Annotated in this window: 12 protein-coding genes; 4 read left to right on the top strand and 8 right to left on the bottom strand. The window is 75.2% G+C overall.

The window, feature by feature from the left end:
- Positions 1 to 57: 57 nt before the first annotated feature.
- Positions 58 to 1,665: a family 43 glycosylhydrolase gene (locus AB0D67_RS29515; protein WP_362943083.1), complete on the top strand. Its 1,608-nt coding sequence runs from the start codon at positions 58 to 60 to the stop codon at positions 1,663 to 1,665.
- 57 nt (positions 1,666 to 1,722) lie between these two features.
- Positions 1,723 to 1,986, top strand: a complete 264-nt coding sequence (locus AB0D67_RS29520; RefSeq protein ID WP_362943086.1) for a hypothetical protein — start codon at positions 1,723 to 1,725, stop codon at positions 1,984 to 1,986.
- Between the two features lie 96 nt (positions 1,987 to 2,082).
- Here AB0D67_RS29520 and AB0D67_RS29525 read toward each other — a convergent pair whose 3' ends face one another.
- The 4 genes from AB0D67_RS29525 to AB0D67_RS29540 all read right to left on the bottom strand — a co-directional run bounded on the left by AB0D67_RS29525 (position 2,083) and on the right by AB0D67_RS29540 (position 5,004).
- Positions 2,083 to 2,652 carry a hypothetical protein gene (locus tag AB0D67_RS29525; RefSeq protein WP_362943089.1) on the bottom strand — a complete coding sequence of 190 codons (570 nt, stop codon included), beginning with the start codon at positions 2,650 to 2,652 and terminating at the stop codon, positions 2,083 to 2,085.
- 281 nt (positions 2,653 to 2,933) lie between these two features.
- The gene (locus AB0D67_RS29530) at positions 2,934 to 3,674 is read right to left on the bottom strand and encodes a DUF3618 domain-containing protein (RefSeq protein WP_362943092.1); all 741 of its coding nucleotides are present in this window, start codon (positions 3,672 to 3,674) and stop codon (positions 2,934 to 2,936) included.
- Entirely contained in the window at positions 3,671 to 4,072 is a 402-nt protein-coding gene (locus AB0D67_RS29535; protein WP_362943095.1) for a phage holin family protein, read from the bottom strand. The genes AB0D67_RS29530 and AB0D67_RS29535 overlap by 4 nt, the downstream gene beginning before the upstream one ends.
- 410 nt (positions 4,073 to 4,482) lie before the next feature.
- On the bottom strand, positions 4,483 to 5,004 hold the full coding sequence (locus tag AB0D67_RS29540; protein WP_362943098.1) for a helix-turn-helix domain-containing protein: 522 nt from the start codon (positions 5,002 to 5,004) through the stop codon (positions 4,483 to 4,485).
- A 118-nt stretch (positions 5,005 to 5,122) separates the two neighbouring features.
- Between AB0D67_RS29540 and AB0D67_RS29545 the strand changes: the two genes are divergently transcribed.
- A complete protein-coding gene (locus tag AB0D67_RS29545; RefSeq protein WP_362943101.1) occupies positions 5,123 to 6,535 on the top strand; it encodes an MFS transporter in 1,413 nt (470 codons plus the stop codon).
- On the opposite strand, the gene AB0D67_RS29550 is transcribed toward AB0D67_RS29545, so the two are convergent.
- The 3 genes from AB0D67_RS29550 to AB0D67_RS29560 all read right to left on the bottom strand — a co-directional run bounded on the left by AB0D67_RS29550 (position 6,480) and on the right by AB0D67_RS29560 (position 9,320).
- Positions 6,480 to 8,420, bottom strand: a complete 1,941-nt coding sequence (locus AB0D67_RS29550; RefSeq protein ID WP_362943104.1) for an AarF/UbiB family protein — start codon at positions 8,418 to 8,420, stop codon at positions 6,480 to 6,482. The two genes, AB0D67_RS29545 and AB0D67_RS29550, sit on opposite strands and share 56 nt — an antisense overlap.
- Positions 8,421 to 8,468: 48 nt before the next feature.
- Positions 8,469 to 9,002, bottom strand: a complete 534-nt coding sequence (locus AB0D67_RS29555; RefSeq protein ID WP_362943107.1) for a GNAT family N-acetyltransferase — start codon at positions 9,000 to 9,002, stop codon at positions 8,469 to 8,471.
- A 114-nt stretch (positions 9,003 to 9,116) separates the two neighbouring features.
- Positions 9,117 to 9,320 carry a hypothetical protein gene (locus AB0D67_RS29560; RefSeq protein ID WP_362943110.1) on the bottom strand — a complete coding sequence of 68 codons (204 nt, stop codon included), beginning with the start codon at positions 9,318 to 9,320 and terminating at the stop codon, positions 9,117 to 9,119.
- A 372-nt stretch (positions 9,321 to 9,692) separates the two neighbouring features.
- Here AB0D67_RS29560 and AB0D67_RS29565 point away from each other — a divergent pair, with 372 nt between their 5' ends.
- Positions 9,693 to 11,120, top strand: a complete 1,428-nt coding sequence (locus AB0D67_RS29565) for an NERD domain-containing protein kinase family protein (RefSeq protein WP_362943113.1) — start codon at positions 9,693 to 9,695, stop codon at positions 11,118 to 11,120.
- Positions 11,121 to 11,206: 86 nt separating this feature from the next.
- On the opposite strand, the gene AB0D67_RS29570 is transcribed toward AB0D67_RS29565, so the two are convergent.
- Positions 11,207 to 12,145, bottom strand: a complete 939-nt coding sequence (locus tag AB0D67_RS29570; protein WP_362943116.1) for a diacylglycerol kinase family protein — start codon at positions 12,143 to 12,145, stop codon at positions 11,207 to 11,209.
- Positions 12,146 to 12,190 lie beyond the last annotated feature (45 nt).

Consider the following 12,190-nt stretch of genomic DNA (forward strand, 5'->3'; position numbering starts at 1 on the left):
ACGTTGTAGAAACGGCTGGACACGATCGTCGGGGGCGAGGAACCGAGGAGAGACCCCTTGCGCACCAGAACCGTCCGCCGCGCCCTCGCGGTCGCGGCCGGGGCCGCCTGCCTCCTGGCGGCGTCCCCCGCCACCCCGGCCGGAAGCAGCGCCGCCCCGGCGCGAGACATCACCCGGCCGCGCGACGCCACCCGGCCGCAGAGCGCCGTCCCGGCCCAGAACACCGCTCGGAGCACCGTCCCGGCCCGGAGCGCCGCCCAGGACACCGGCCGGGCGCCGGGCGGCGCCCGGGACCGGGGCGCCGCCGTCCCCGCCCGGACTCCGCGGGGCACGTACGTCAACCCGGTCAGCCGGGACTTCGCCGACACCTTCGCCGACCCGTCGGTCATCCGGGGCGACGACGGCTGGTGGTACGCCTACGGCACCAGCGACCCCCTCCGGGAGGGCGAGGGCACCCGCCACCTGCTGCCCGTCTCCCGCTCCCGCGACCTGGTCCACTGGACCCACGTCGGCGACGCCTTCACCGAGGAGACCATGCCCTCCTGGGCCGACGCCGCGGGCGGCGCGAGCCTGTGGGCGCCCGACATCCGCAAGGTGGGCCGCGAGTACCGGCTCTACTACGTGGTCACCCAGACCACCGTCACCGGCGAGCCGAACGACAACGCGATCGGCATGGCCACCGCGCCCACCCCGGCCGGCCCCTGGACCGACTCCGGCGCGCCGGTCGTCGGGCCCCGCAGGGGCCCCGGCGGCGCGGGCGACTTCCAGTGGACCTTCGACCCGGCGCTGGCCGTCGACACCGACGGCGCCCAGTACCTCGTCTACGGCTCCTACTACGGCGGGGTCTTCGTCACTCGGCTCGACGCCGCCGGACGGCGCGCCGCAGGCGAGCCCACCATGATCGCCATCGACAACCGCTTCGAAGGCGGCTACCTGGTCCGCCACGGCGGCTACTGGTACCTGTTCGCCTCCTCCGCCGACTGCTGCGCGGGCCCGGCGACCGGCTACAGCGTCTACGCCGGCCGCTCCCGCGACATCACCGGCCCCTACCTCGACCGCCAGGGTGTTCCGCTGAACACCTCCCGGGCCGGCGGCACGATCGTCATCGCCCCCAACGGCAACCGCTGGGTCGGCACCGGCCACAACGCCGTCCTGACCGACGACACGGGCCAGGACTGGCTGCTCTACCACGCCATCGACCGCTCCGACCCCTACCTCGACGAGCCGTACGGCGTCAACGAGCGGCCCATGCTGATGGACCGGCTCGACTGGATCGACGGCTGGCCGACCGTGCGGGGCGGCCGCTGGGCCTCCGAGGACCCCCAGCCCGCGCCCGGCCGCCGCGACCCGCGGCGCCGGCCCGCGCCGGACCCGGTCCCCGGCCCGGTGGACCGCGCCCGCAGCGACGAGTTCGACGGCACGGCCCTGGGCCCCGGCTGGTCGTGGATCCGTTCCCCGCAGGGCGCGCTCCGCGACGGGGAACTGCGCTGGCCCACGCAGGCCGCCGAGCTCAACCGCGACGACAACACCGCCTCGGTGCTGCTGCGCGACGTGCCCGAGGGCGACTGGACGGCCGAGACGAAGCTGACCATCGACCTGGGGACCGACACGGTCCGCAACTACCAGCAGGCCGGCCTGATCGCCTACGCCGGGGACGACCTCTAAGCCAAGCTCGTCCACGCCGCGATCTGGAACACCCGCCAGACCGAGTTCGGCAAGGAGATGCCCTACGCCGGCCGGATCGCCTACGGCGGCACGATCGTCGGGCCGCCCGCCGAGACCACCTGGCTGCGCCTGGTCCACCGCGTGGACCCGCGCGACGGCGAGCACGAGCTGCGCGCGGCCACCAGCCGCGACGGGCGCGAATGGGTCCACGGCGGCGTGTGGACGCTGCCGGCCGGGGCCGACGTGCGCGTCGGGCTCGTCTCGATGGGAGGCGCCGGGGCCACGGCGCGGTTCGGCTACTTCCGCCTCCACCGCCGCTGACCGCGGCCGGCCACCCGCGGCGGGCGGGGCCGGCGGGACCCCTCTCCCCGCCGGCCCCGCCTCCCCGCGACCCGTCCCCGGATCGCCCGCCGGGCCTCAGGAGACCTTCGTGGTGACCGTACGGCTGAAGCGGTAGTTGCAGAACTTCGCCCGGGCCTGGGCGCGGGTGTGCCGCCGCGCGTGGTCCCGCTCGTTGAGCCCGTCGAAGCTGTCGAAGCCCAGGGTCGCCGCGGCCGCGCCGTGGGCTCCGGCCGGAAGCCGGGCCGAGAGCACGACCCTGCCCTGCCTGGGGAGCCCGCCGCGGGCCTCGCACCAGACGCCGTCGGCGTACCGCCTGCAGGGGAAGGTCGCCAGCCGCCTGCCCGCGGTGTCGAACAGCGTCGCCCGCGAGGGCCCGCGGGCCCCCTTGGGGAAGGAGCCGCCCACCCACTGGTAACCCCAGTAGGGGGCGAAGGACGGCGTCCAGGTCGTGGAGTAGTCCAGGACGTAGGTGACCTCCCGCCCGGGGGCGGCGCGGGAGGCGCCCCGCACGGTCAGGTCGAAGGCGATGAGCGCCTCCCGCTCGCACTTCCTGGCGCTGAGGCAGCCGGCGTCGGCCGACGACGCCGGGGACAGCGCGGTCGCGACGAGGGTGAGTCCCGCGGCCAGTCCGAGAGCACGGCGCATGTGACCTCCTGGGGGTTCTGCCGATCGGGCGGGGCCGTGGGGCCCCGCCCGCCGGTGGGTTGCCTGCATCGGCACTGAGGACAACGGACGCGGCCCCGGAACGGTTCAGCCCGCCGGGAATCCCAGGGTTTCCGGGCGGACGGAAGGGAGGGGGTCCGCCGTCCGCCCGGAGGCGGCCAGACTACCCCCGTCGGCTTCGGGGCCGGTCGCGCCCCGGCCCCATCGGCCTCAGGACCGGTCACGCCCCGGCCCTCGGTGGGGCCGGGGCGCGACCGGCTCCCCTACCACCCGCGTCGTCGCGCGGCCGTCCGCCGTACGGTGACCCGCCGGGTCCCGGCCCGGTTCCGGCGCAGCGACCGGAGCACGAGCACGGCCAGGGCGGCCGCCGCCGCGGCGGCCAGGGCGGCCGGTTGCCGGCCCGCCGTGTCCTTGAGCCGGACGGGCGCCCTCTCCTTCACCCGGCCGACCACCTCCGGCGCCGCGGCCCGCGCCCTGGTGACCATCCGGTCGGCGCCCTGCTTGACACGGGCCTTGACGTCGGTCTTCTGCACCAGGGCCTCCACGGTGTCACCCAGTTGCCGGCGGGAGTTCTCGATGTCGCGGCGCACGGACTCCTTGGTGTCCTTGACCGTGCCCCGGTCGCCCCGCGTGTCGTTCCGCGCCGGAGCCCTGCCGTCGGTCATCGTCCCCCCGGACGCGGTGACGCCGGCCGTGCCCGTACCGGCCGCGCCCACCCCGCTCGCCGCCGTGCCGGTCCCGACCGCGCCGGACCGCCCGCCGGCGGCGTCCCCTCCGGTGGCGCCCGCCACGGCGGCGGACGGCCCGGCGTCGCCGTCGGGGCCCGTTCCGATGTGCCCGCCCGTCGAGGCGCCGGGGACCGGGGCGTACGGCGTCTTCGGCGGGATGTCCAGCGACTGCCTCTCGTCCGGCGGCACCGGCATGCCCACCGGCTCCCGGCGGGAGCCGGTGACGCCGGCCGCCTCACTCTCCCGGCCGGCCCTGCCCGGATCGGTCTCGGTCATCGGTGCGCCCTCTCCTTCACCGTGTCGATGTCGTGCTTGACGCTCTCGATGGTGTGCCGCGGAGCCGGCGGACCGGCCTCGGACACCTGCTGCTTGCCCAGCAGCCCGAGGATCCCGGCCACCGCCAGCAGCACCACGCCCACGATCAGCGCGGACAGCCAGCCCGGCAGGACCAGGGCGAGGGCCAGGATCGCCGCGGCGACCAGGGCTCCGCCCCCGTACAACGCCATGGCTCCCGCTCCGCCGAACAGCCCGGCGCCGAGCCCGGCGTGCCTGCCCTTCTCCGTCAGTTCGAGCTTGGCCAGGCGCAACTCGTCCCGGACCAGGCGCGAGACGTCCTGCGAGAGCTGGCGGACCAGCTCCGCCGTGGACAGGGTCTCCCTGTGAGTGTCGGTCATGGCATGCCTCTCCTCCCTGCAGGAGAAGCGCCTACCCCCTCCTGCCATGGCAAACATCCCCGGCGGCGGCCGGTCGCGAGGCGCCGGGCGGCCTCGCGACCGGCGCTCGCGACGGCCCGCGCCGTCACCGCGGGGAGGAGCGCGCCTGCGCCGGTGACGGCCCGTACGCCGCCGGGAAGGGAGCGGCGGACCGCCCCTCCCCACCCGTCCGCGCGTCCCGTGGACCGGGCCCGCGCGGATTCATGATCGATGTGACCGGTGTGGATACCGGTTCGATCCTGGCCATACCCACCTGCCGTTCGACGGCAACCGGTTACCCGCAGTCATTCGGCGGCGCGTCCCGATGCGAACCCGGCACCGGACGTGTCCGGACGCGGCCGGTCCGGACACGGCGAGGGCGGCGCGGCCGGTCAGCCGGGCAGCGGGTCGAGCAGCCGGTGAGGGCGGCGCAGGGCCACGCTGACCGGGTCCTCACGGAAGGGGTCGGCGCCGGGGCCGGGCCGTATCTCGATCTCCTCCAGCGGGGGAGGCCCGCCGCACGAGGGGCAGTTCCCGTGGGGGTCGATGCGGACGCCGCAGGTGAGGTGGTGGAAGACCCGGCGGGGCCCCTCCTGCGACAGGTGCCTCTCGCCCCACTGGGAGAGCAGGTACACCGGGTCCCAGAGCTCGCGGCCCATCGCGGTGAGGACGTACTCCTCGCGAGGGGGCGCCTGGGAGTATCGGGCCCGCTCCAGCACCCCGGCGTCGACCAGCGTCTGGAGCCGCTGCGACAGGACGGCCCGCGGTATGTCGAGATGGGTGAGGAAGTCGCTGTAGCGGCGCACGCCGTACAGCGCGTCGCGGACGACCAGCAGCGTCCAGCGCTCCCCGACGAGTTCCAGGGCGCGGGCGAGCGAGCAGTCCTGTCTTTCGTAGTTCTTGCCGAGCGCCATGGCCCCATGTTAGTTCGCTCACCGAACCCGGGGGCCGCGCGTCCGATGTGGGTTCATTCACCGAACCGACCCGTGTTACGGTTTCCGCCAGTTCATTGAATGAACCTGGAGGATCCTCATGGCACTCGCCGCCCCCGGGCGCGCCCCGGACGCCGCTCCGGCCCCCGGCCCCACCCTCGCGCTCGCCTGCGCCGCGCCACTGCTGGCGCTGGTCAACTACACCGTGCCCATGACGACGCTGCCCCAGATGACCAGGGACCTCGGCTCGGGCCCCACCGGGCCGGCCTGGCTGCTGAACGGCATCTCGCTGGGCCTGGCTGCGGCGCTGCTGGTGGCGGGGGACGCGGCCGACACCTACGGGCGGCGGCGGGTCTACCTGATCGGATTGTGGACGCTGGCCGCCACCGCCGTCGCGGCGGCCCTGGCGACCGGTACCGGGATGTTCGCCGCCGCCCGGGTGGCGCAGGGAGCCGCCAGCGCGGCGGTGCTCACCGGCGGGCTGGGCGTCCTCGGGCACGCCTTCCCCTCCGGCCCCGGGCGCCTGCGGGCCGTCGGCCGCTACGGCGCCATGATCGGCCTGGGCATCGCCGTGGGGCCGCTGCTCTCCGGGGTCCTGGCCGACGCGGTGAGCTGGCGGGCGGTCCACTGGGTGGTCGCCGCGGCCTCGGTGGCGCTGGCGCTGCTGGGGGCCCGGTGGCTGCCGGAGTCGCGGTCCGCGACGCGCCGGCCGCCGGACGTGCCCGGCGCCCTCCTACTGGCCTCGGGCCTGGCCGCGCTGGTCACCGGCGTCACCGAGGGACGCGCCGGCTGGGACCGGCCGGTCGTCGCCGTCGCCTTCGCCGTGGCGGCGCTGCTGCTGGGCCTCTTCGTCGCGGTCGAGCGGCGCCGCCGGGTCCCCCTGCTCGACCTGGGGCTGTTCCGGCGCCCCCTGTTCGCCGTCTCCACCGGCGGGGCGCTCGTCGTCGGAACGGTCGTGGTCGGGCTGATGAGCTTCCTCCCCGCCGTCCTGCAGCTCTCGCGGGGCATGACCCCGCTGAGCAGCGCCGCGTTGCTCGCCGCCTGGTCGGGGACCTCGTTCCTGACGGCACTGCAGGCACGCCGCCTGCCGCTGAGCGGCGGTGGCGGCCTGGCGCTGGGACTGGGGCTGTCGGCCGCGGGCACGCTCGTGCTGCTGGACGCGGCCGCCCACGCCCCCTGGATCCGGGTGGCGGCCGGGATGGTCGTCGCCGGGGTCGGCAGCGGCCTGATCAACGCGGCGCTCACCCGGCTGGCGATCGAGAGCGTGCCCGCCCACCGGGCCGGGATGGGGTCGGGGGCGGGCAACACCGCCCGCTACGTCGGCTCGACGCTGGGCGTGGCGCTCATGGCCGCGGTGGTCGGCACCGCGGGCCCGCGGGCGGGGACCGACGCCGCCGTGCTGGTCTGCGCCCTGGTCGCGGCCGTCGCCGGCGCCGGGATCGCGGCCGTCGCCCGGCTCACCGGTCCCGGCGGAACACGACCACCAGCACCCGCAGCGCGAGGATCGCGCTGATCACCAGCAGGTTGTAGGCGATGAGCTGGTGGAGCCCGACGTCGGGGGTGACCCGCGGGCCGGGACCGGCGCCGAGCAGCAGCGCGGCCATCAGGCCCGTGGTGGCCGACAGCACGGTGACCAGCACCTGGTGGAGCAGTCCGGTGACGTGCCGCCGGTCGCGTTCGTCGGCGAACAGCCGCACGTTCAGGCCGAAACGGCCGTTCTCGGCCGCGCCGACGATCCGCTCCACCCGGCGGGGCAGGCGCCGCAGCATGGGCAGCAGGTCGAGCATCTCCGCGGTGAGGGCCTGCCGCACCCGCCCGGGGTCCGTCTGCTCGGCCAGATGCCGGGTGGAGAACGCGCGGGCCTCGGCGACGATGTCGAAGCCCGGCGCGATCTTGACGAGCGTGCCCTCGACCGTCGCCAGCGCCCGGAACACCGCGGCCACCTCCGGCGGGACGGACAGGCCGTGGGCGAAGACGATCCGGAACAGCTCGCCGAACATCCGCGCGTCCGGGACGGCTCCGCCGGCCAGGTGGCGGGCCATGAACCGGCCCAGCTCACGCTCCAGTTCCCGCTCGTCGATCTCGTCGGGCCGCGGCACGACCTCCAGGAGCGCGTCGCCCACCCCGAGCGGGTCTCCCCGGTCCAGCGCGCCGAGCAGCCGTTGCAGCGCGCCGCGCAGCGAGGCGTCGAGCCGCCCCACCGAGCCGAAGTCCAGCAGCGCCAGCCGCCCGTCGTCGAGCAGCATGAGGTTGCCCGGGTGCGGGTCGGCGTGGAAGACGCCGTGCAGCATCACCTGGCGCAGCAGGGTCTCGAAGAGGGTCCTGGCCAGCTCCTCGCCGCGCTCCGGCGCGGCCGAGCCGAGCGGCACCCCCTCCAGCCGCTCCATGACGAGCACCCGCCGCCCCGACAGCGCCGGGTACGGCGTCGGCACCCGTACCGGCTCCCCGGCGGAGGCGGCGGCCACCGCGGCCATGTTGGCCGTCTCGATGCGGAAGTCCAGCTCCTCCCGGAGCGCGACGGCGAACCCCCGGGCCAGGTCGCCGACGCCGAAGGCACGGCCCCATCGGGTGCGCCGCTCCAGCGTCCTGGCCAGGCGGTCGACGATGTCGAGGTCCTGCTCGACCACGGCGGTGATCCCGGGACGCCGGACCTTGACCACCACCTCCTCGCCGGTGCGCAGCCGGGCGCGGTAGACCTGCGCGATCGAGGCGGCGGCCAGCGGCTCGCGGTCGAAGCGGGCGAAGGTCTCCTCCACCGGCCCGCCCAGTTCGGCGGTCAGCACCGGCTCGATCTCCGCCCAGGGCGCCCGGGCCGCCCGGTCCTGCAGCAGCCGCAGCTCCTCGACGAACTCCTCCGGCAGCAGGTCGGCGCGGGTGGACAGGATCTGCCCGAGCTTGACGAAGGTGACCCCGGCGTCGTCCAGTGCCTCGCGCAGCGACCGGGCCAGGCCCGCCCGGCTGGAGGGCGCGCCGAGGTCGGGATCCCTGCCGCGCAGGTAGGGGCCGAGGCCGTGCCGTACCAGGATCCGGGTGATCCGCAGGTAGCGGCGCGAGCGGGAGACGCGGCGGCGCAGCCCCCGGACGATCTCCAGCGGTCCCGGCAGCGACCCCGGCGGCACCAGCGCCTCGGCGACCACCAGGAACACCATCCCGGCCAGCAGCGCGCAGACCAGGCCGAGCAGCAGGAACCACAGCGGCGTGACGCCTTGGTCGTGGATGTCCACCGCGCCGGAGAACGCCTTCATCAGCGGCCCGAGGGCCAGGGCCACCAGTCCCCCGGCCATGAGCGTGCGGACGATCCCGAAGCGCAGGTCGAGCAGCCGCCGGGTGACCACGGCGAACCCGCCCACCAGCAGCAGCGCGGTGCCCGCGAAGGCCGCCGCCGTCAGAACATCCATGCCCGCCCGCCGTTCCGCTCACCGAAGAACATCGGCCGACAGACTAGGTCATTCCCGGACGAGGGTATGAAGGTGGAGTTCGACGCCGCTCCCGGCGTCGCCCCAGAACGGTACGTCCAGCACCTCCATCAGGGGAAAGCCGGCCTTCTGCGCGACCCGGCAGGAGGCGGGGTTCTCCACGGAGTGCCGCAACTCCAGCCGGGACAGGTCCGTACGGGTGAACGCCCACCGCGCGACCGCGCCCAGCGCGTGGGCGGCCGCGCCCCGGCCCCGGGCCGCGGGCAGGATCCAGTAGCCCACCCCGGCGGCCCCTGCGCCGGCCGGCGCTCCGGCGTCACCGACGCGGAGCCTGACGTGGCCCAGCACCTCTCCGGTCGTCGCGTCGGTGATCGCGAACGAGGCCGACGAGCCATCGGCCCATCCGGCGGCCCGGTCGGCGATCCACCGGCCGGGATCGCCCGCTCGCGTGCGCGTCCACCGGCGGATCTCGGGGTCGCTCAACGCCTTCGCGACCGCCCCGGCGTCACCGGGACGCCACGGGCGCAGGCGGAGCGCGCCGATGGTGATCTCTGCGGGTTCCACGCCGCGAGCGTATCGGCCCGCGGACGGGCTCCACGAACCCGATGATCTACATTTTCCGATAAATCATTCTTTTACGGATTTATCATATTCCCTGGCAATTTTTCGTATATCGCCTTAGATGGGCGTGTCCGGGGAGTCGCCGGGATGGGTGTGCATGCACTCCCCCGTGCCCAGGCACATCCGGCACTCCTCCTCCGCCCGGACGAAGACGATCTCCCCCGACTGCCGGACGCTGGGCCTCTCCGGGCTCCAGGTCCCGCCGCCGCCGCACCAGCGGCACGGCAGCCCGCAGTGATGCGCGCCCTCGGCTATCCGCAACTCCCACTCCCCCCGCGAGGTGGCCGGCCTCCGCCGGACGTCGCCCGTACGGCCGGCGCGCCCCCGTCCGTCCCGGTCCGTCCCGGTCCGCGGGCCGGCCGCGCGACCGGGCCGTTCCGGGCCGCGCCGCCCGCGCCGCACCGTTCAGAAGCGATCTTGCCTGATCCGCCGGGCTCCCGCAGCCGGAAGCCGCTCCCCTCCCCCGCCGCCCGCTCCCGGCCGGACGGGCGACGGACCCGGCGGCCGGATCGGCGACGCGCCGGACGGCCCCGGGACACGGGGCGTGTCGGCTCGCGAGGAAAGTCTGTTACGCCAGATCATGAGACCCTTGCTCTGCTTACCGAACGCGATGGGAAGGGCGGCACGCTAGAGATGGCACAGATCGTCGGCGGCGGACGCCCGGTCAACGACGCCGAGCGACGGGTGATCGCGCATCTGCGGGACAACGCCCCCGACGACTGGCTGCTGCTGCACAACATCGAGGTGCCGCGCGACGGCGACGTCTTCGAGGTGGACCTGGTGGTCCTGACCGGCCACTCCCTGTGCGTGATCGACGTGAAGGGGACACGCGGGCGGATCGAGGTCGCCGGGTCGCGGTGGTTCCCGGCGCGGCGGGAGGCGTTCGGCTCCCCCGTGACCAAGCTGCGCGGCACCGGGCGGGCGCTGAAGGGCCTGCTGGTCCAGCGGCGGAGGGAGCTGGAGCGGGTGTACGTCGACAGCCTCGTCGTGCTGACCGGGCCCGACACCGAGCTCGTCGACCCGGCCGGCCGCGACCTCGGGCACGTGACCGGCCTCGACGGGCTGATCCCCACGCTGCGCGACGTCTCCCGGATCAGGCGGGGCTGCACCCCGGACACCGGGCCGTACCGGACCGCGATCCTGGAGGCGCTGAACGGCGCCGTACGGAGGTCCACCGCGCCGCCCCGGTTCGGCAACTGGGAGGTGGAGGAGGAGCTCGGCGGGGACGCCCGGGTCACCGAGTACCGCGCGTTCAACGCCACGGTCCCGGGCAGCGAGACGGTGCTGCTGCGGGTGTACCGGGCCGATCCGCTGGCCGAGGAGGAGCCGCGCGCGGCCGAGCGGCGGCTGATCACCAACGCCTACCAGGCCCTCACCAGGATCCCGCCGCACCCGTGCGTCGTCCGAGCGCGCGACTTCTTCGCCGTCGACGACGAGAGCCGGTTCGTGCTGGTCCTCGACGACGTGCACGGCCAGGCGCTGCAGCTGCGGCTGACCGCGTCCCGGCGGGCCCTGCCCGTCGCGGCCCGGCTCGACGTGCTGGAGGACATGCTGGCGGGCCTGGCCCACGTCCACGCCAACAACGTCATCCACCGGGCGCTCAGCCCGGCGTGGGTCCTGGTGACCGAGGACGGCCGGGCGATGCTGACCGGGTTCGACTACGCCAAGCCCGGCCCCCGGCCCTACACGGTCGCCAGCGAGCTGCCCAACGTCCTCGACACCCCCTACGTCGCCCCCGAGTACCAGCCCGAGCTGATGACGGCCGCCTCCGACGTGTACGCGGCGGGGGTCATCGGCTTCCACCTGCTCGCCGGGCGGCTCCCGTCGGGGAACCCGGACGCCGAGACCCCGCTGGACGACGTCCCGACGCAGGTGACGGACCTGCTGCGGCGGATGCGCGACCACTCCCCGGACAAGCGGCCGAGCGCCGCCGAGGCCCTCGACGACCTGCGGCGGGCCCGGGAGGGGCTGCCTCCCGGGGAGCGGGCGGCGGAGCGCGACCCCGTGCTGCTCGACCGGATCCGCGGCAGGTTCCGCCGCCTGTCCGGCCGCCGCCCGTGATGACGGCCTTTCACGGCCGTGACGACGGCCGTGACGACGGCCGTGAAAGGCCGTGACGACGGCCGGGCGGCGCGGGGCCGGGGCGCTCAGGAGTCGACGAACTCTTCGGGGACCATCACCCGCAGGCCGTTCGGGATGGTCCGGATGGTGATCGGCGTCATCAGGCGGACCTCTCCGTCGACGTCGGCGGCCATCGGCGGGTCGGTCTCCAGGAGCATCTCCCGGCCGACGACGAAGGGGCCGCCCGCGAGGCTGCGCCAGCGGCCGGTGGCGGCGCGGATCAGGGTCTCCACGACCAGCCGGAGGCGCTTGCCCGAGCCGAGCTGGTAGGCGACGAGCTGGCCGTTGTCGATGCTGATGTCCCTGGCGACCTGCCAGCCGCCGTGGAAGCGGCCGTTGGCGATGTTGAGCTGGTGGGTGAGCAGCTCGTGGCGCCGGCCGTCCACCGTGATGGCGGCGCGGAAGGGCCGGTGCCCGGGGAGGATCGTCAGGGCGGTCAGGGGGTAGGCCGGCCGTCCCAGGACGCGCTTGAGCCAGGGCCGCACCTTGCCGGCCACCTCGACGGAGACGCCGAAGCTGGCGAGGTTGGCGAACTCCCGGTCACCGGCGACGCCCAGGTCGATGTCGGCGACCTTGCCGGTGCGGAACACCCGGACCGCTCCGGGCAGGTCCAGCGGAAGGCCGAGGCTGCGGGCGAAGTTGTTGGTGGTGCCCAGCGGCAGCAGGCCGAGGGCGACGTCGCGGTGGGCGACGTGCTTGACCGCGGCGCTGAGCGTGCCGTCGCCGCCGCCGACGGCCAGCAGGTCGGGGTGCTCGTCCAGCGCCGCGTCCAGCGTGGCCCGCAGGCGGCGGGGATCGTCGACGGTGAGGATGCGGACCGGTTTGAAACCCTCCGCCTGCAGCGCGCGGACGACCTCGGGGAAGAGCCGGCGGCCGCGGCGCGAACGCGTGTTGACGACCAGGCAGACCCTGCCCTTCGTCCGGATGGCCTCGGTGTGCTCGGCCTTGCTTCGGAGCTCTGCCACGTGTCCCTCTCCGCCTCGGCGTTCCTGCCGCTCAAATGGTATGGC

The sequence above is a fragment of the Streptosporangium sp. NPDC048047 genome (assembly GCF_040653115.1).
GTDB lineage: Bacteria > Actinomycetota > Actinomycetes > Streptosporangiales > Streptosporangiaceae > Streptosporangium.

Excerpts from the sequence above, each read along its gene's own strand:
- AB0D67_RS29530 (WP_362943092.1), bottom strand. The coding sequence starts at position 3,674 with ATGACCGAGACCGATCCGGGCAGGGCCGGCCGGGAGAGTGAGGCGGCC.
- AB0D67_RS29545 (WP_362943101.1), top strand. The coding sequence starts at position 5,123 with ATGGCACTCGCCGCCCCCGGGCGCGCCCCGGACGCCGCTCCGGCCCCC.
- AB0D67_RS29540 (WP_362943098.1), bottom strand. The coding sequence starts at position 5,004 with ATGGCGCTCGGCAAGAACTACGAAAGACAGGACTGCTCGCTCGCCCGC.
- AB0D67_RS29525 (WP_362943089.1), bottom strand. The coding sequence starts at position 2,652 with ATGCGCCGTGCTCTCGGACTGGCCGCGGGACTCACCCTCGTCGCGACC.
- AB0D67_RS29550 (WP_362943104.1), bottom strand. The coding sequence starts at position 8,420 with ATGGATGTTCTGACGGCGGCGGCCTTCGCGGGCACCGCGCTGCTGCTG.
- AB0D67_RS29520 (WP_362943086.1), top strand. The coding sequence starts at position 1,723 with ATGCCCTACGCCGGCCGGATCGCCTACGGCGGCACGATCGTCGGGCCG.
- AB0D67_RS29535 (WP_362943095.1), bottom strand. The coding sequence starts at position 4,072 with ATGACCGACACTCACAGGGAGACCCTGTCCACGGCGGAGCTGGTCCGC.
- AB0D67_RS29565 (WP_362943113.1), top strand. The coding sequence starts at position 9,693 with ATGGCACAGATCGTCGGCGGCGGACGCCCGGTCAACGACGCCGAGCGA.